This is a genomic window from Streptomyces sp. NPDC048191, assembly GCF_040652655.1.
Lineage (GTDB): Bacteria > Actinomycetota > Actinomycetes > Streptomycetales > Streptomycetaceae > Streptomyces.
Genome location: NZ_JBEZMO010000012.1, coordinates 210,807 through 228,691 on the forward strand (window position 1 = coordinate 210,807; position 17,885 = coordinate 228,691).

The window sequence follows — 17,885 nt, forward strand, 5'->3', positions numbered from 1 at the left end:
GAGTGAAGGGATGTGCCAAGCTGTTCCGAACCGGACCAGTCGGGCGCAGCGTGCCAGTAGAGTCCGGACGCCGTCATGCCGGTCCAAGGGGGGAGTGGCGCGTGGAGGAGCTCACGGCTGCTCAGCTGCAACGGGCGGGCATCGTCCAGGTCCTGGCCGATCTCTACCCCGGCCCGGCGGAGACCCGGATGCTGCTGGAGAGCCTCGGCGGCAACCTGTCCCGCGTCGACCACCACGCGTCGCCGCTCGTCCGCTGGTTCGAGATCTGCCGGCTCACCGAGTTCGGCGCCTTCCACTTCACCCTGGACAAGCTGCTCGACGCGGTCGCCGCGGAGTATCCGGGTGTGCGCCGCCTGACGGAGTTCGTCGCCGCGTACCGCGGGCGGGCCCCGGCCGCCGGTCCGGCCGGGGCGGGACTGCCCGATCCGACCCGGGTGCTGTTCCTGATGTCGGGGCCGCGTACCGAGCAACGGCTGCCGCTGGGCGAGGAGTTCGACACCATCCAGGACGCCGTCGCCGTGCCCGGAGACCGGCGGATCGAGCTGACGCTGCGGGCCGCCGCCCGCAACACCGACGTGGTGTCGGCCCTGGACGCCACCCGGCCCGACATCCTGCACTTCGCCGGCCACGGCTCGCCCAACAAATACCTGCTGATGGAAGGCCCCGAGGGGCGCATGGCGCCGGTGCGGACACACTGGCTGGCCGAGGCGCTGGCCGCCGTCGGCGGGGTGCACTGCCTGTTGCTGACGAGCTGTCATCTCGGGCGCGACCTCGAGGACTTCGGGGACTGCGCGGACCTGTCGATCGGGGCCGCGGACCGACTGCGTGACAGCGACGGGCGCGCCTTCAGCCGGGGCTTCTACGAGTCCCTGCGCCGGGGCGCCGAGGTCCCGGCCGCGTTCGGGGTCGGCAAGGCCCACGTCACGGTCGCCGCCGGGGACGCGCAGGGGTTACGGCTCGTGACGGGCGACCGGCGGGCGGCCGGGCGGGGGACGACGTGAGCGCGGCCGCGGACCACCCGGGCGCGGGCGGCTGGGCGATCGGGGACCTGAGCGGTTTCGACTGGGCCGCGCACCAAAGGGAGTTCGACGCCCGCGCCGCGCAGACCGAGAGCGCGCGCAGCGCGGTGGCCACCGACTTCGAACTGGGCCTGGCGGGCGGCCTGAGCGAGGCCGACGAGACCGCGGAGGCCGGCGGACCGGCGACCGGGGTCACGGTGGTGACGGAACGGCTGCTGGACCAGCTGGGCCGGCCCGGGCAGATCTGCCGGGAGTGCCACCACACCTTCCGGCCCGGCGAGGAGGTGACGGTGGGCCGGGACCCCGCGACCGGCTCGTTCACCCTGCGGCACCGGCGCAGGCTGCTGGGCTGCGGCGAGGGCGGCGCCCCGGATCCGCACACGGCACGGCTGGCCGCCGACTTCCACCGCGGGCTGGACGAGACCAACCCGCCCTCGCGCGACATGAGCCCGAGACGGCTGGCGCCGGGCGACGAACTGCTCACCGTGTACGAGAACCCCGGCGGACCGCCCTTCCGGTTCCGCTGCTGGGCCTGTGACATGACACTGCGCCCGGGCGACCTCGTCATCCGCTGCACCTGCTCCCCCGACCGGCCCGGCTGCCTCGGCGCCATCCACCGCGACCCGGAGCGGGGAAACCTCTGCTACGACAACTGGCGGGCGCACAACTCCACGAACCCGTGCGTGGGGGGCGGCAGCGGCTGATGACCGGCACCTCCGCCCCCCGGGCACTCCCCGACCGCTACGCCCGCCACTTGCTGGTCCCCGGCTGGGACCAGGACCGGCTGGGCTCGGCGACCGTGGCCGTGATCGGCGTGGGCGCCCTCGGCAACGTCGTGGCCCAGACCCTGGCCCTGGCCGGCGTCGGCCGGCTGCTGCTGTGCGACCCGGACGCGGTGGACGCCAGCAACCTCAGCCGCTGCCCGCTCTTCCGCCCCGACGACATCGGCCGCTCCAAGGCGCGCACGGCCGCCGCGGCACTCGCCCGCCTGGCACCCGGCATCCGGGCCGAGGCCCGCCCGGCCCCGCTGGTGTCCGGTGTGGGCCTGGCCGAACTGCGCGCCGCCGCCCTGGTGGTGGGCTGCCTCGACAGCCGCGCCGCCCGCATCGAACTCGCCGCCCGCTGCAACCTCGTCGGGGCCGGCATGCTCGACGGCGGCACCCACGACTGGGGCGGCCAGGTCGCCTACTTCCCGCCCGGCGGACGCTGCTGGGCCTGCGGCACCCCGGCGGCCGAGCTGGCCGTGGCGGACAGCCGCTGGTCGTGCGCCGCGCCGCTCGGCGCCGGGCTGCCCGTCGGAGCGAACGCGCCGGTGGCGTACCTGGTCGGGTCCTGGCTGGCCGGTCACGCCGTACGGCTGCTGCTCGGACTGCCGGTGGAGCCGCATCCGCTGCGGATCGACGCCTACGGCTCCACCGTCCCCGTGGCCACCCCGGGTCCCATGGACACGGCGGCCGACGACTGCCCGCTGCACGAACGCATCGACGCCAACGCCGTACGGCGGCTGCCGCTGGGCGCCGGAGCCCGGGTGCGGGAGCTGCTCGGCCACACGGACCCGGACGAGGAACCTCTCGGCTGGGCGGGCTTCCGGGCGGCCGACGCGCCACCGGACGCGCCGCCGGCGGCGTTCCGCCTGCGCGCCGCGCCCGCGGAGGCCACCCTGCGGGAGATCGGGGTGGCGCCCGGGGAGGTGCTGGCGGTGACGCGGCGGGACGGCGGCGGGTTGCGGTACCTGGAACTGGCCGGGGACGAGGGGATCCCATGAACGACGAGTTGAGAGACCGGCTCTACGCGGAGCTGGCACGCATCCTGACACCGCAGGAGTCGGGGGTCTACCTCTATGAGATCGGGTTCCCCAATCACCGGCTCGACTTCCGGCAGACCGGGCAGGCCTTCTGGGCGGCGGTGCGGAAGATCCTGGACGACGGCTCGATGGTCGGCGGCGAGGACAAGCTGATCAGTCACATCGCTCCGGTGTACCCGGCCAACGAGGTGCTGCAGGAGGCGTGGTGGGCGATGACGGCCGCGACGGCGCGTGGCAGCGGCCGTCCGCAGCCGGGAGCGCAGTTCCACCCGCCCGGCGGCTTCCCGCCGTACGGCCCGTCGCACATGCCTCCGCCCACGTACCCGGAGTACCAGGCGCAGGCCCAGCATTGGCAGGCTGCCCCCGGCTACTACGGCGCGCCGGCCGCCCATCCGGGCCCGGCGGCCCCGCCTCCCGGCCCGGGTGTGCCGCCCTACGCCGCCCCGCCGTGGCACGCGGTACGGCAGCACCCCCAGGACACCCCTCAGGCACCCCCGGCACCCCAGGCACCGCAGGCGCCCCGGGAGCCACGGGATCCCGGGCCCGCGGACCCGCCGCCCGCCGAGTACCACACCCTCGTGTTCGTCGCGGAGACGCACCTCAACGAGTTCATGCAGGTCGTCCGGCGCGCGCAGCCCTCGGCGGACGTGCTGTTCGTCAACGCCGGCGTCCGCCCGGTCAGCCAGGTCGCGATGCTGTTGCCGCAGCCGCTGACGCAGGAGCAGTTCGAGCACCTGCAGGACACCCTGCGCGGCATGGGCGCCCCCGGCACCATGGAGATCCACCAGCAGGTCCACCGGCACCGGCCGCACATGTTCCAGCGGCTGCACGCCCAGGGCCCCGACAAACAGCCCTACGAGTTCGACTTCGTCCCCTCCACCACCACCGGCCACGACATCGCCGCCGCCGTCCTCGGCTACGGCGGGGAGGAACTGCAGCACCGGGTGGCGCGCCGGCGCCGTACCGTCGTCGACCGGGTGCTGCCCGACGGCAGCTTCCAGCGGCTGCCCGACCTGTCCCGGACGCTGTACGACTCCGGGGTGCGCGACGGCGACACGCTGTACGTCTTCCCCGAGAGCACGGCGGGCGCGAGCGCGCCGCACGAGCGGAACCGGGCGATCCTGCGGGTGCGGCGGGAGATCCGGCAGTACGCCGACCGGCACCGGCAGACTTTCCGGATCGCCACCATGGACGATCCCGAGTTCCCCACCCGCTACGACATCTCCTTCGACGCGCCCGGTTTCCGCCCCCCGCCCGCGGACGCGCCCCCCGGTTCACCCCCGATGCCCCAGAACGAGCACAGCGTGACCATCTGGCTCGGTCCGCAGTTTCCCTATGCGGCGCCGGTCGTGGTCTGGAGGTCGCCCGTGTTCCACCCGAACATCCTGGGACCCGAACGACCACCCGAGTTTCCGGCGGATGCTCCCGACGGACTGGTCTGTCTGGGACCGTTGCAGCGGGCGTACCGGCCGACGATGGATTTCGGGAGGCTGTGCCAGATGCTGGTCGACATCGCGGGCTACCAAACCTATGACGTCCGCCCTCAAGATGAGGGTGGTGAGGGGTGGTTCAACGCGCGCGCGGCGCGCTGGGCCGCCTCCGAGGAGGGGGAGGCGATGATCAGGTCGATCGGTGGTGTGCCGTCGGCACCGCCGCAGGAGAACCCGGACGGCGACGTTTCGAGCCTGCGGGTGAGGGCCCTGCGGCTCCGGAAAGCGCGCGTGGTCGGCGATGACACCTGACACCGGTCCGCGCGGGTGGCCGGGCGTCGGCCTGGAGATGGGCAGCGAGCCCGAGGTCGAGCTGTACCGTGGCGACACCACGCACGTCACGCGGCGGCTTCCCCTGGTGCCCCTGCTGGACGCGGTCCTGACCAGCGAGCTGGGCGAGTACGCGCACGAGCCGGACTTCGGTTTCGTCCTGGTCTTCCACCAGTTCACCGGGCGCACGCTGTACGAGGGGCCGCCCGAAGTGGTCAACCTGCGCCCCGACTTCGGCCATGTGACCGTGCTGGCGCACGTCGGGGACACGGTGGTCTACCGGCAGCGGCACACGGTGACCGGGCTGCTCGGCCCGATGCTGGCCGCCGTGGGCCACGCGCTCGACCCCGGGCAGCCGCGCTGGTCGTTCCGCGTCGACTCGGCCCTGCTGCGGGAACTGCCGCAGCGCCGTGGCTACGGCCGGCGCGGCGACTACGAGGGCTTCGGCGTCCTCGACGGGCCGGCCGACCGCTACGACCGCTACGACGGCCAGGACCCCGCAGACCGGCGCCGGCGCCACCGCCGGTTCGCCGACCGCGACCCCTCGCGGCTGCCGCCGATCGTGACGGGCACGACGGACGTGGACGTCACCCGCTCCTCACGGCTCTCCTTCGGCGTGCGCCGCGCGGACGAACCGGAGGTGCCGCGCATCAGCTCCGCCGACACCCACGGCGCGGCGCTGCCCAGCAATCTCGAGGTGCGTCCGGTGACCGTGCTGCTGCCCCCGCACGTCGAACGGCTCCTCGAGCGTGATCTGCCCCTCTCGCACGAGATCGAGGAGGGCGGCTTCCTGCTGGGCAAGGTGTACCGCAGGCCGGACGGCGCGGACGGCCATGTAGTGATCGTCGAACACGTGCTGCCGGCCGAGCACTCCGGGGCCTCGCAGATGCACTTCACCTTCACCGGGGACTCGTTCCGCGCCATGAGCCGGATCATGGAGGAGCGCCACCCCGACGACCAGCTGGTCGGCTGGTACCACACCCACCTCTTCTCCGCCGTCGGCACCATGGGCCTGTCCGGTACCGACATCGAACTGCACCGGGCCACCTTCCGCCGCCCCTGGCAGGTCGCCGCCCTGATCAACATCTCGGGCGGCAGGCGCGTCGTGCGCTGCTACAGCCGCTCCGAGACCTCCATGGAAGCGTGCCCCCTGTGGAGCCGAGATGACGACACTGAGCCGTACCGTCTTACCCGTCCTTCACTGGGCCGCCTCTGACACCGCGCTCCCCCTGGATGCCGTACCGCCGTCCGACGGCGACGATCCGGCGGCGGCGGTGGAGCGGCTGGCGTCCGTCACGGCCGCCCGGCTGCGGCTGTCCGATCCGCCGCTCGGCGATGCCCGGCCCGCCGAGCTCGGCGCGCTGCTGCTGGCCACCGCCGTGGCCCTGCGGCACCGGCCGGAGACGGCCGTCCTCCCGCTGGACGCGGTGTCCCCGCCGGTTTCCGCGCGTGATCTGCTGGCCCGGCACGGACTGGTCGGGCGGGCGCTATCGGCCGGCGACCCGGTGCTCGCGCCCGATGAGCGTCTGGGCGCGGAGCTGCTGCGCCGCTCGCCGCTGACCGGCCTGCTGCTGAGCCCTGCCGCCGCGCCCGGCGCCGAGGCGGCGGAGGAACAGGTGCTGGAGCTGCTGCTCGCCCATCCCGAGGGCCGTACGACCGCCACCACCGCCCTCGCCGAACCCCCCGTCGGCCCCCGGGCCGCGCTGCGGCGTGCCGGGCTGTTCAGCCGCCGGCGGTTCACCGCCGAGGACCGGCGGTGGGTCTACGACGTCTACGAGACGGCGCTGCTGCACCACCGGCCGCACCTGCGCGCCCGTATCGCCCACGCGGCCGCCGTCCTCCTGGCCGTCGGCCCGCTGCCGCCCGGACCCGGCGCGCGGGACACCGAGGAGGGCCGGGCGCTGGACGCCGCCGAGGCGTTCGCCGAGTGGTGGCGTCCGCTGGCCGTGCTGACCCATCGGCACGGCCAGGAGGTGCGCGCCCGGCCGATGCTGCGGGACTACGACGACGCGCTGGAGCTGTGCCGACTGCACCGGGGTGTGCGGGAGCGGGCCGAGCTGCGCGGATTGGCGGCCCGGTGAGCCAGGTCCCACACCGGCTGAGAGTGCTGGTCCGTTCCGCGCAGGAGCGCGCCGAGCTGCTGGCGGCGCCGCCGACGCTGCCGCTGCGCGATGTGCTCGCCTCGGGCGCCTACACGCTCCTCGACCCGGTGGCCGATCCGCTGATGGACCTGCCGTGGCACCGGTTCGCGGTGGATCCCGTGCTCGCGCGCCCGGCGGAACCCGAGCCCACGGCCGGCGAACCGCCCCGGGCCCAGGAGGAGGCCCGGCATCCCGAGAAACTGACGGACAGCCAGGCGGTGCGCCTCGCGTACTGGGGACACATCGAGGAGGTGGCGTCCCTGCTCCGCGCCAACCTCCCCGTCCTCGTCGTCACCGAGAAGCTGGTCGTCGGGCACCTCTGGCCGCAGATGACCACGCTCGCCCTGCTGCAGCCGGTGCTGCTGGACGGGCCGCGGGACACGGCCGCCGCCGCGGTCGGACAGACCACGCCCGAACAGGCGGAGGCCGACGCGGCGGCCCTCCTGGCGGGCGGCCTGGAGCGCGACGCGGACCAGGGCTCCCGACGGCGCCGGCTGTCGCAGCTGCGCGACCACCTGGCGCACCTCAAGGACCACGACGTCGTCGTCCTGCCGCACCTCGACCTGCTGTGCGGCGGGGAGGACCTGGGCCGGCACGCCGAGGCCAGGGAACTCGTGGAGCTGCTCTACGAGTACCCGGACCGGCCGGTGCTCGCCTTCGCCGACACCTCCCTCCCGCTGCCGCAGGTGCTCGCCGAACGGTTCAGCGTCCGGCTCTCCATCACGGGCGTGCCGCCCACGGTGTCCGTCCCGCACGAGCCCGACCGGCCCCGGATCCCCCTGGGCACCGCGCTCGTGACGGCCCCGGAGGCGGCCTGCTTCCAGGGGTTCAGACCCCGGGACTTCCACAAACACGTGGCCGGCCTCAACCCCGTCCGGCTGCGCCAGGCCATGCGGTACGCCCACCGGATGCACACGGACCGGGCGCCGGACGAACGGCAGCCCACCGTCAAGGACCTGCGCGCCACCCTGCGCTCCTTCAAGGCGCAGCAGTCCACCAGCTTCGACGTGCCCGACGTCACCCTCGGCGACATCGGCGGCTACGAGGACGTCAAGAAGGAGATCACCCAGGCCCTGTCCATCATCACCGGGGCCCGCGCCCTGCCCGAGTCGATGGAGGGGGTCCGCGGTGAGCTGGTCCCCCGCGGCTTCATCCTGCACGGCGAGCCGGGCACCGGGAAGACGCTCTTCGCCAAGGCGATCGCCAACGTGATGGAGGCGACCATCCAGGTGATCTCCGGCCCGGAGGTGCTGAACATGTACGTCGGTGAGAGCGAGCGGATGGTGCGCGAGGTCTTCGCCAACGGCCGCCGCAGCGCCCCCTCGGTCATCGTCTTCGACGAGTTCGACGCCATCGCCTCCGAGCGCACCACCCGTCAGGACGGCGGCGCCCGGGTCGGCAACAGTGTGGTGGCGCAGATCCTCACCGAGATGGACGGCTTCCGCCCGGAGGTGCAGATGCTGGTCATCGGCACCACCAACCGCATCGACATCATCGACCCCGCGCTGCTGCGGCCCAGCCGCTTCCGCAGCATCCACATCGACCTGCCCGACCTGGCCGCCCGGCGCCAGATCCTGCGCCACCACGCCGGCCGGTACGGCGTACACCTGGAGGACGAACTGTTGGAACTGATCAGCGACGCGACCGCCGCGTGGAACGGCGACGAACTGCGTTCCCTGATGCGCGACGCCGCGGTCGAGGACCATCTGCACGGCATCGCGCCCACCGCGCTGCAGCTGGGCCGGCTGGTGGGGCGGCTGCAGCACGAGCGCCGGCAGCGCAAGGCACAGCAGTGACGGCACCCACGACGAGCGGGGCCGGCCGGGCGGCACCCGGCTGGAGCCCGGAGGACATCACCGCCATCCGCACGCTGCGCGCCCTCGGCCGCAGTGTCGAGCTGCACTTCACGGGGCGCAGACAGGCCCTGGACCTGCTGGAGATCGCCGTCGTCGCGCAGGAGCACGTCCTGCTGCTCGGACCGCCCGGCACCGGCAAGACCGACCTGGTCTCCCGGTTCGCGGCCGGGCTGGGCACCCGGCCGTTCGTCCGGCTGCTGACCCGGTTCACCGAACCCGCCGAGCTGTTCGGCCCGATGGACGTGGCCGCCTTCCGGGAGGGCCGGATCGAGACGCGCACCGAAGGCATGTTGCCGAAGGCGTCGATCGCTTTCCTGGACGAGGTGTTCCAGGCCGGCAGCCCGATCCTCAACACCCTGCTGACGGTGATGAACGAGCGGCTGTTCCACGACGGTCCCGGCCCCGTCGAGCTGCCGTTGATCACCCTGATCGGTGCCGCGAACGCGCTGCCCCGGGATCCGTCCCTGCTGGCCTTCGCGGACCGCTTCCTGCTGCGGCTGCACATCGCCCCGGTGGCCGACAGCCGTCTGGAGGACCTGCTGGCGGGACACTTCGCCCCGCCGGCCGGCGATCCGGCCGGCGACCAGCAGTGGCTCACCGAGAAGGCCCTGAGACGGCTGGGCGGCCAGGTGGACCGGGTCGACCTGAGCCCCGCCGCCGCGGCCTACCACGCGCTGATCCGCGACCTCCTCGGGCAGGGCGTGACCCTGTCGGACCGCAGGATCGTGCGCGGCACCCGGCTGGTCGCCGCGGCGGCGCTGCGCGACGAACGGGTGCGGGCCGAGCCCCGCGACCTGTGGCCGCTGCGCCACTTCTGGTCGGACCCGGTGCACGAGACGGTCGTCGCGGAGACGGTGGGCCGGTACGCCGGGGCCGCGGACCTACAGGAGGCAGCAGTGGAGGAACAGCCGTCATGGCAACTGATCGCGGAGGCACAGCAGTTGGTCCACCGTCTGGGGCCCGCCCCGACCGCGGCCGCCACCGAGGCGACGCTGCGCGCGCTCAACGTGCTCCGGCTGCGGCTGGAGCGACGGCACCCGCGGGACGAGGCGGCGTGCGCCGAACTGAGCACCATCATCACCACAACGCTCGAATTCCTGCCCCGTTGAGTGCGGGACAGGACGACGGCCCGGTACAGGGGGAGCCGAACGGACATGTGCAATCCGCGCCGAGTCAGGGTCACCGCGACACGTGAGGTGGCCGAGGCCTGGCAGACCGACCTGGAGCGGCGGGTCGCGATGAGCGACACCGTCGTCAGCGAACTGGAGATCTCCTATCCCTTCGGGGGCACCCTCGGGGCCCGTACCCGCGGGGTCTTCGAGAACGCGCTCGCCCGGGACCCGCAGTGGCGGCAGACCGCCGACGGCAGCCTCGAACTGCCACTCGCGGACGGGATGGTGACCTATCGTCCGGCCACCGGCGACCTGGTCGTGCGGGTCCGGCTGACGGACACCGCGAACGTCGAGGGGAGGGCGGCCGAGTCCCTGAGCGGCACGGTCTCCGACGTGGCGCACGGCGAGGGCGAGGGCAGCTACTTCGACGACAACTACTTCGGCCGGACCGAGCAGAGGGCCCGTGACAAGGCCCGCCGGCGGGCCGAGAGCGACGCGGAACGCAACGCGCGGGCGCTCCTGGACAGCGTGCGCCGACGCGCCCAGGAGGCCTCCGCCGCCGCGCGCCGGGACGCCGAGGAGCGGGTGCGGCAGGCGGCGGCCGCCGATGCCGCGGCCCGTCTGGAGGCGGAGCGGGCCCGGGTCCGGGACGAACTCGACGCGGCCAACCGGGTCCGTGTCCAACGGCTCGGACAGGACGTGCTGCGGGCGGTCAACTCCGTGCTGGCGACCGCGTACCGGGAGGCGCTGGTCGCGTACGCCCGGGAGCACGGGGCGCGGGACGTGCGCGTCGACGAGTCGGACGGCCGCGTCGACATCGAGTTCGAGATGGGGACGTGAGCCATGCGGGTCAGAGTGCGGTTCCGTTTCAACGCGGCCTCCGGGGAAGTGGAGTTGTTCCAGGTCGAGGACGTCGACGCCGGCCGGGCGGGCGGTGCGCGCACGCCGGGGGCCGAGCACGACGCCGAGCACGACCGGATCAGCGCGGAGATCGGCGCGGTCGCCGCGAGCCGGCCCGAGGTCGAGGAAGTACTGCCGGCCGGGGCGGCGTTCCCGCTCGACGCCTCGCTCTGGTCGGGCGTCAGGCGCGTCGAGGAGGACGAACGCCAGGACTGGGAGGCCGAGGACGGGGAGCGGGGAGCGCAGTGAGCCGTCGCACCGACCTGCTGCTGCGCGCCGCCCGCGCCTACGCCGAGGCGGGTGCCCACGCCGACGCGGCCCGTTGCTACGACGGGCTGGGCCGGCGGTGGAACGCGGCGGACTCCTACCACCGCGCGGGCGACCTGGAGCACGCGGCCGAGACCTACCGCAAGGCCGGTCATCCGGACCGGGCCGCCGACTGCTACCGGCTGCTCGGCCGGCCCGACCGGGCCGCCCGCTGCTGGCAGGACGCGGGCAGGCCGCTGGAGGCGGGCTGGGAACTGCTGCTGGCCGGCCGGCCCGGCGAGGCCGGTCCGCTGCTGGCGACGGCGGCCCGCAACCCGGCCGGCGGACCGGCGCCGCTGCTGCGCCTGCGGCTCGCGGGGGCACTGCACCGCCGCCTCGCGGAGCCCGGAGGGCCGGGCCGGGTGCGGGACGCTTCTCCGCTGCTCGCCCTGCTGACGGAGTGCGAGGAGCTGATTCCCGCCCTGTCCGCCCGCGCCGAGCGGATGCGGCTGCTCGACTGGGGTGTGGCGGCCGCCGACCGGATCGAGCGGTTCGACCGGGCCGCCGCGCTGTTCGAGGCCGCCTACCGGCCGCGTCCGGACCAGGCGGCGGGGCGGGCCGAGGTATTGGCCAGGTGGCAGGAGTGGGCGGCCATGCGACTCGGCGACACGGCCTGGCTGCCCGCCGCCGGAGGGTGAGCCGTGTCGGAGTTCCTGGACCCCGGCAGCGGCCGGGCGGGGCGCGATCCCGGCGAGGAGTACGCCAGGCGGCCCCGGCACGCCGGTGTCCGCTGGCGCTGCGCGGGCCGTTTCGCCACCGCCCGGCAGACGCTGGCCGCGCTGGGCTCGCTGTACGGGGCGGGAGCGGCGGAGTGGGCCTGCCACCGGCAGCCCGGACCGGGCACGGGGGGACGCCCGGCCTACTGGCTGCTGACCACGCTGCCCGGCCCGGCCGCCGCCGATGTCATCGCCCTGCACGGCGGGCGCCCCGTGCCGCTGGACAGCCCGCACTCCCAGGGCGCCGAGGAGTTGCGGTCCTGGCCGGAGGTGACGGCGGTCGAACTGCTGGCCGCCTTCCCCACCCACGACCCGCCCTCCACCGGCCACGCCCTGCTGTACGTGCTGACGGCACCTGCCCTGCTGGCGACCGTCGTGCGGCTCGCCCAGTCCGCGCGGGCCGACGTGACGTTCGTACGGACCCGGTCGCGCCCTCTGTTCCCGGACACCCGGCCGGCGCCTGCGGAGGACCGGCTGCTGGTGCTGCTGCGCGCCTTCGCCGTCCCGGACGCCCCCGAGGCGGAGCGTGCGATACCCGGCGGCCTCGTGCACTCGCTGCTCTCCCTGCCCCGCACCTCCGTCTGCCGCCCGGCCGCCCACTGCGCCCGGCTGCTGCTGGAGGTGCGGCTCGACGCGCCGCTCGACGAGGAGTTGCTGCGGCCGGCGGTGGACGAGGGGGAGCTGTGGCTGCTCGGTGACTCCGGCGAGCAGCCGCCCGTCGCTCTGCGGCTCCTGAGCGCCCCGGCGCCGCTCGACGTCCAGGGCCCGCCGGACACGCCCGCGCCCCTCGCCCCGCCGGCGGGTCCACCGGCCGTCCCGCCCGAGGTACGTCTACGGGTGGTACCGCACCTCGACGCGGCCACGGGCGTGGACGCGGTGCTGCTCACGGACGCCGAACTGCCGCTGCTGCGCCGCCTGTTGCCCGGCCGGCCGCTGGCCGAGCGGGCCTTCCTGGCCGTGGGGGACGGCGTCCAGCTGCTGGTCGACGCGACGGGCCTGGTGGCGTCCGTGCCCTTCGGCGTCCCGCTGCGCCGGGTGGGGCCGGGGGCCTGCTACGTGCAGTCCGGGTTCGAGCTGGTGCCTGCGCTGCCCGCGGGGGCGCGGATCCGTGCGCTGGGGCTGCGGGCGGGCCTGGCGGTGGTGTGCTGGCAGGGCGGGCGGTCCGTCTTCGCCCTCGACCCGCTCGTCCCGGTCTGGACCCTGTGGAGCCCACCGGAGCCGCCGCCCGCGGACCCGGGCCTGTCCGAGGTGGCGCTGGAACTCCTCACGGCCTTCGAGCAGTTGACGGCCCACCAACCGGACGCGCCGACGGTGTCCGACGGCCCGCCGCTGCCACCCGACCCGGCCGGGGAGGACGTCGCCCCGGCGTTGGGGCGGGCGGCCCGGCTGCGTGCCGAGGGGCATCTGCTGGAAGCCGCCGAGGCGTACCGCAGCGCCGGCGACCCGATGGAGGCCGGCCGCCTGTTCGAGCAGGCGGCCCAGCGGCTGGAGGACGCGGAGTGACTCCGACGCCGGGCGACCTGCCGCGCCGCCTCTGGTTCCGGGAGGAGGCGGGCGACTGCGGCGGCCTCTCCCCCGACGGCACGGTGTTCCTGCGCTCCGGTGCGGGGACCGTGGACGCGGTGGACGACGGCGGCCGTACGATCTGGTCGGCGGCCGCGGGCGGGCCGGGACCGGTGTCGGCGGTCTGGGCGGCGGACGCCGACGAGGTGCTGGTGTTCCCGGGCGGCTCGCTGGGCCGGGCCCTGGACGCCCTCACCGGTGCCGAGCGGTTCCGGTTCCGGGCGGTCCCGGGAACGGCCGGCCGGGCGGTCGCCGTCGCCCCGGACGGGCTGCGCACAGCTGTGCTCTCCGACCCCGCGACCGTGACGATACGTCACCGCCGCACCGGCGCGACCGTCCACCTGTCCGTCGGCGACCGGGTGGCCGACCTGGTGTGGGACCCGGGCGGCCGGCTGCTGGGCGTGGCCACCACGACCGCGCTGCAGCTGTGGAACCCGGCGACCCGCAGCCCGCACTCCACGCCCTGTTCCGGGCGCACCGGCCTGCGCGCGGTCGCGTGGTCTCCGGACCGCAGGACCCTCGCCCTGGCCGACGCCGAGGGCGTGCACCTGGCGGACGCTCAGGGCACGGCGGTCCCGGACTCCAGCGCCATCGCCGGGGTGTACGGCCTCGGGTTCAGCCGTACCGGCCGTTTCCTGGCCGTCGCCACGGCCCGCGGTGTCCTGGTCGTCGACCGCACACTGAAGAAGGTCGCCGACATCCCGGCGGCGCCGCGCACGGGGGCGGACTTCGGCGTCTGTGCGGCGGGCCGGCTGCTGGTGCGGACCGAGCACGAGGGCAGGGTGGGGTACGCGTTGTGGGAGCTGCCCGACGCCGGTGAGCCCTCGCCCGGCCGGCGCGCCGACGCGGCCGTGCGCCGCTGGGTCGCCGCGATGTGCGGTTCGGTGGGACGCCGGGTCCCCGTGGAGGGCGGGACGGCCGCGCTCACCGCAGGACCGGCGCGCCCGTTCGGTACCGGGGCGAGCGCGGAGGAGGACGCGGAGGAGCACGCCCAGCAGGGCGATCAGGAGAACGCCGACGACGGCCGGGACGCGGGCGGGCAGGACGCGGCCCGGCAGGACGCGGCTCGGCAGGACGCGGCTCGGCAGGACGCGGAGGAGGGCGGCGTCCACCGGCCCCTGGCTCCCGGCTTCGCATGGCTGGGCGTGGACGCCACCGTCGCCGAGTCACGGCCGGGACTGCTCGCGCTCACCCGCCCCGGTGTGCCGCAGCCGGTGTGGACGGCGGCCGTGCCCACCGCGCCGTGGGGGGCGGTCGACATCGAGCCGTCCGCCGAGGCGCTCGACCCCGTCGGCGCCTCCGTCTTCCCCGCCGCGCTTGCCGTCGCGACCCGGCAGGGCGCGACGCCGCTCACCGTGCTGGACGCTGTCACGGGCAGCGTCCTGAACCGCTGCCCCGGCGGTCAGGCACCGGTGTGGTGCCCCACCGGGGGCGGCCGGCTGGTCGTGCCCGAGCCCGGCCGCCGCCCGGCCCATCTGTACCTGTACGACTTCTCGGAACCGTCGTCCCCGGCGCGCCCGGTGAGCCGCCCGGTGCCACGGGGCGTGGGGCGCCCCGCCTGGTCGCCGGACGGCTCCCGGCTGGCGGCGGGCACCCTGGGCGAGGTTCTGCTGTGGCGCATGCCGGAGTTCACCCGGAGCAGCCCGCGGCTGACGCTGCCGTCCGGGGCGTTCGCGACCCGGGTCGCCTGGTCCCCCGACGGTTCGTGGCTCGCCGCCACCCCGGAGGCCGGCCGGGGGCCGATCGTGGTGTGGGACACCGTCGACTGGCAGATCCACCGCGAACTGGGCGCCCCGGGCGGCGTCGGCTGGGCACCCGCCCTGGCCTGGTCGCCGGACGGCAGGCTGCTGGCGGCGCCGGGCCCCGGCAGGTCACCGTGGGCGCTGCAGATCTGGGACGTGGCGGAGGGCTCGGTGCTGCTCACCCTCGAACCGGCGCCGGTTCCGGGCCCGTTGTGGGCGGTGCGCTGGTCGCCGGACGGCCGTCGGCTCGTCACCACGTACGGCGGTGGCACGGTGCTCGTCTGGGAGTTGCGGTCCGCCCGTGCCGCCTCCGCCGCCGTACCGCTGCCCCTGCCCCCGCCCCGGCTCGCCGAACTGGGGGGCGCGGCGGCAGCCGCCGAGGCGGCGGTCCCGCTGTCGGTGCTCGCCGAACTGACCGCCCTGCTGGGCCCGTCGGCCGGCGACCGGCTCACCGGAGCGGCCGGACTGCTGTACGGGGCCCGGGCGGCCGAGGCGCTGCGCGCCCTGAGCTGGCCGCCCGCGGCGCACCCCGCCCTGGCCGCCGTCACCGCCTCGCAGCTCCCACCGGACGTCCGGTTCGCGGCCCCGTCGGGCGTCCCGGCCGCCGAACTGCGCACGGCGCTGCGCCGCGGGCTGGCCGGCGCCGACCAGGAGGTGCCGGAACTGGGTCCTTCCGTGGGTGAGTTGGCGGCCGCTCTGGAGCGGACCCGTACCGGCCTGCTGCCCGCGCTCCGGCTGCTCGGCCCCGACGCCGTACGGCAGGACCCGGGTCTGGTGCACCGGGTGGCCCGGGGGCTGGGCCGGCCCGGGCCGGCCCTGGACGGGCGTCACCCCGTGGCCGGGCTGCGGCTGACCATGTCCCCCGTGGGTGACGAGATCACCGGTCCGACCACGGCCGGGGACCCCGCGGAACTGGTGCGGCACGGCCCGCCGGACCGCATGGTGCCCAGCCAGCTCGCCCTTCCCGACGACGTGCTGGCCGCCCTCTACGCCCAGGACGCGCTGCTCTACCGGACCCGCAGCGGTGCGGCGCCACCCGCGACGCGCAATGCGGTCCTGGTCCTGGACACGGGCCCGGCGGCGCATGGGCGGGTCGGCACCTGTCTGCGGGTGTGCGCGCACGCCCTGGCCGATGCGCTGGCCGGCGCGGGGCGCCAGGTGGAACTGGTCCGGCTCGACGGGCGCACCGGCCCGGTGCCGCTGACCGGGCCCACCGGCCTGCGCCGGCTGTGGCAGGCGGTGCCGCCCGCCCCGCCGGACCCGGTGCGGGCGGCGGAGCTGACGACCGGCGCCCTGACGAGGCTGGCGGCGGGCACCGCCGGTGCTCCGCGCGCGGTGCTGCTCACCCATCCGCACCAGCCACGGCTCGGCGTTCCCGGACTGCTCACGATCCGCGTCCACTATCCGGGTGTGCCCGCGCCGACCACGGAGGCCGGCTGCTGGACGCTGGCGCCCGATCCCGCCCCGGACCGGCTGACGGACGTGCTGGCGTCCGTTCTCGCCGAGTTGTAGTCCACTCTCGCGGCCGCGGGTTCAGCCGCACATCATCTGCTCGATCTCGTCCGGGCCGAGCCCTTCGAGAAGTCGCTCCAGCAGGTCCGGCCGGAAGGCGTCGCCCAGGATGTCCAGACCGGCACTGCTCCAGGTCAGCCGGATCCGGATCAGCCGGCCCTCCGGGTGCCGGGCGTACTCGTCGGCGTCGATGAGGTCGGGCAGCGAGTCCACCACCCGGTACACCGGAGCGGAGGGCCCCCCGGCGTCGTCGTCCTCCGTCATTTCCGCCTCCTCCTTCATGTCCAGATCCCCGTGATCCGGGTACGGCACTCCTGGCACCGCCCTTGCGCGTCCAGGCCCAGGTGCCCCAGGGCCCAGATGTCCCGGCGCACGGCGGCGGCCCCGCAGCCGGGGCAGTAGGTGGTACGGCCGTCGGCGCCCAGGGCCCGTTCGACGTACACGTGGCGCAGCCCGGCGGCCCGGCCGATGTCGCGGGCCCGCTCCAGCGCGTCCGGGCCGGTCGGCGGGTACTCGTCCATGCGGAAGGTCGGTGTGAACCGCAGCAGATGCCAGGGGATGTCCCGGTCGACGGAGGCCAGGAAGCCGGCGATGGCGGCCAGTTGGGCCTCGTCGGCGCTGGTGCCGGGAATCAGCGGGGTGGTCGCCTCCACCCAGACACCGGCGGCGTGCATGCGGCGCAGTGTGTCCAGCACGGGTCCGAGCGGCGCCCCGGTCAGTCTGCGGTGCGGTTCTTCCTCGGCGGCCTTGATGTCGATGTTGACGGCCGAGAGAGCGGGCGCGAGTCGGGCGGTGGCCTCGGGGGTGAGGAATCCGTTGCTCTTCCACACCACGGGGACTCCCGCGGGCCGTGCCTCGGCCGCGAGCGCGAGGGTGAGTTCGGGCGCGAGGGAGGGTTCCGAGTACGAGAGACCGAGCGAGGCCGACTCCCGCGCCGCCGCGCGCACCAGCTCCGGCACGTCCACGGCCTCGGGCGGCGGACCGGCCAGGGGCTCCTGCCCCCTGCCGTACTGGGAGAGCCGGTGGTTGACGCAGTAGTCGCAGCGGAACGAGCAGCCGGGCGGTGCCAGGGTCAGGACCCTGGAGCCGGGCCGGAAGTGGTAGAAGGGCTTGCGCTCGACGGCGTCCCAGTGCCGGACTGTCGTGGAGAAGGTGAGCGTCTGCACGGACCGGCCTCGGCGCCGGCGCACCTTGCAGGCACCGGTCTCCCCGTCCCGCAGTCGGCAGCGGTACGGACACAGCACGCAGCGCACGGCGTCGTCCGAGGTCCGGGTGAACGCGGTGTCGGCGCTCTGCCAGCTCACGTCCAGGAGCGTAGTGGCCGCCAGGGCCGCCTGTCAGGCAGTCGCGCGGGACGGGCTCCCGCTCGCCGGAATCCCCTGCCACTCCCAAGTCCCTTCCGTGGGGCGGAAGAGGCGTTGCGGTGCGCTGACGGGCTTTCGGACGATGGCGCT

Annotated in this window: 15 protein-coding genes; 13 read left to right on the top strand and 2 right to left on the bottom strand. The window is 75.2% G+C overall.

Features of this window, described 5'->3' with window-relative positions; translation table 11 throughout:
* The first annotated feature begins 101 nt into the window (after nt 1–101).
* Genes AB0D93_RS21305 through AB0D93_RS21365 form a run of 13 tightly spaced genes read left to right on the top strand, consistent with a single transcriptional unit; the run spans nt 102 to nt 16,431 of the window.
* Complete coding sequence (locus AB0D93_RS21305; protein ID WP_362121463.1) at nt 102–1,001, top strand: effector-associated domain EAD1-containing protein; 900 nt, start codon at nt 102–104, stop codon at nt 999–1,001.
* Nucleotides 998–1,723: a hypothetical protein gene (locus tag AB0D93_RS21310; protein ID WP_362121465.1), complete on the top strand. Its 726-nt coding sequence runs from the start codon at nt 998–1,000 to the stop codon at nt 1,721–1,723. Before AB0D93_RS21305 ends, AB0D93_RS21310 begins: the two co-directional genes overlap by 4 nt.
* Nucleotides 1,723–2,784 carry a ThiF family adenylyltransferase gene (locus AB0D93_RS21315; RefSeq protein WP_362121467.1) on the top strand — a complete coding sequence of 354 codons (1,062 nt, stop codon included), beginning with the start codon at nt 1,723–1,725 and terminating at the stop codon, nt 2,782–2,784. Before AB0D93_RS21310 ends, AB0D93_RS21315 begins: the two co-directional genes overlap by 1 nt.
* A complete protein-coding gene (locus AB0D93_RS21320) occupies nt 2,781–4,565 on the top strand; it encodes a hypothetical protein (protein WP_362121469.1) in 1,785 nt (594 codons plus the stop codon). Before AB0D93_RS21315 ends, AB0D93_RS21320 begins: the two co-directional genes overlap by 4 nt.
* A complete protein-coding gene (locus AB0D93_RS21325) occupies nt 4,555–5,799 on the top strand; it encodes a JAB N-terminal domain-containing protein (protein ID WP_362121471.1) in 1,245 nt (414 codons plus the stop codon). Before AB0D93_RS21320 ends, AB0D93_RS21325 begins: the two co-directional genes overlap by 11 nt.
* Complete coding sequence (locus AB0D93_RS21330) at nt 5,747–6,664, top strand: hypothetical protein (RefSeq protein ID WP_362121473.1); 918 nt, start codon at nt 5,747–5,749, stop codon at nt 6,662–6,664. The genes AB0D93_RS21325 and AB0D93_RS21330 overlap by 53 nt, the downstream gene beginning before the upstream one ends.
* Nucleotides 6,661–8,520 (top strand): ATP-binding protein, encoded by a 1,860-nt coding sequence (locus AB0D93_RS21335; protein WP_362121475.1) that lies wholly within the window; start codon nt 6,661–6,663, stop codon nt 8,518–8,520. The genes AB0D93_RS21330 and AB0D93_RS21335 overlap by 4 nt, the downstream gene beginning before the upstream one ends.
* On the top strand, nt 8,517–9,689 hold the full coding sequence (locus tag AB0D93_RS21340; RefSeq protein ID WP_362121477.1) for an AAA family ATPase: 1,173 nt from the start codon (nt 8,517–8,519) through the stop codon (nt 9,687–9,689). Before AB0D93_RS21335 ends, AB0D93_RS21340 begins: the two co-directional genes overlap by 4 nt.
* Before the next feature lie 45 nt (nt 9,690–9,734).
* A complete protein-coding gene (locus AB0D93_RS21345) occupies nt 9,735–10,532 on the top strand; it encodes a hypothetical protein (protein WP_362121479.1) in 798 nt (265 codons plus the stop codon).
* Between the two features lie 3 nt (nt 10,533–10,535).
* On the top strand, nt 10,536–10,841 hold the full coding sequence (locus tag AB0D93_RS21350) for a hypothetical protein (protein WP_362121481.1): 306 nt from the start codon (nt 10,536–10,538) through the stop codon (nt 10,839–10,841).
* Nucleotides 10,838–11,536, top strand: coding sequence for a hypothetical protein (locus AB0D93_RS21355; RefSeq protein ID WP_362121483.1), 699 nt, complete (start codon nt 10,838–10,840; stop codon nt 11,534–11,536). The genes AB0D93_RS21350 and AB0D93_RS21355 overlap by 4 nt, the downstream gene beginning before the upstream one ends.
* Nucleotides 11,537–11,539: 3 nt before the next feature.
* Nucleotides 11,540–13,117, top strand: coding sequence for a hypothetical protein (locus AB0D93_RS21360; protein ID WP_362121485.1), 1,578 nt, complete (start codon nt 11,540–11,542; stop codon nt 13,115–13,117).
* Nucleotides 13,114–16,431, top strand: a complete 3,318-nt coding sequence (locus AB0D93_RS21365; RefSeq protein ID WP_362121487.1) for a WD40 repeat domain-containing protein — start codon at nt 13,114–13,116, stop codon at nt 16,429–16,431. Before AB0D93_RS21360 ends, AB0D93_RS21365 begins: the two co-directional genes overlap by 4 nt.
* Before the next feature lie 21 nt (nt 16,432–16,452).
* On the opposite strand, the gene AB0D93_RS21370 is transcribed toward AB0D93_RS21365, so the two are convergent.
* Nucleotides 16,453–16,695, bottom strand: a complete 243-nt coding sequence (locus tag AB0D93_RS21370) for a radical SAM-modified peptide, FtsH ternary system-associated (RefSeq protein WP_362121489.1) — start codon at nt 16,693–16,695, stop codon at nt 16,453–16,455.
* A 14-nt stretch (nt 16,696–16,709) separates the two neighbouring features.
* Nucleotides 16,710–17,735 carry an AmmeMemoRadiSam system radical SAM enzyme gene (amrS, locus tag AB0D93_RS21375; protein ID WP_362121491.1) on the bottom strand — a complete coding sequence of 342 codons (1,026 nt, stop codon included), beginning with the start codon at nt 17,733–17,735 and terminating at the stop codon, nt 16,710–16,712.
* Nucleotides 17,736–17,885: the final 150 nt, after the last annotated feature.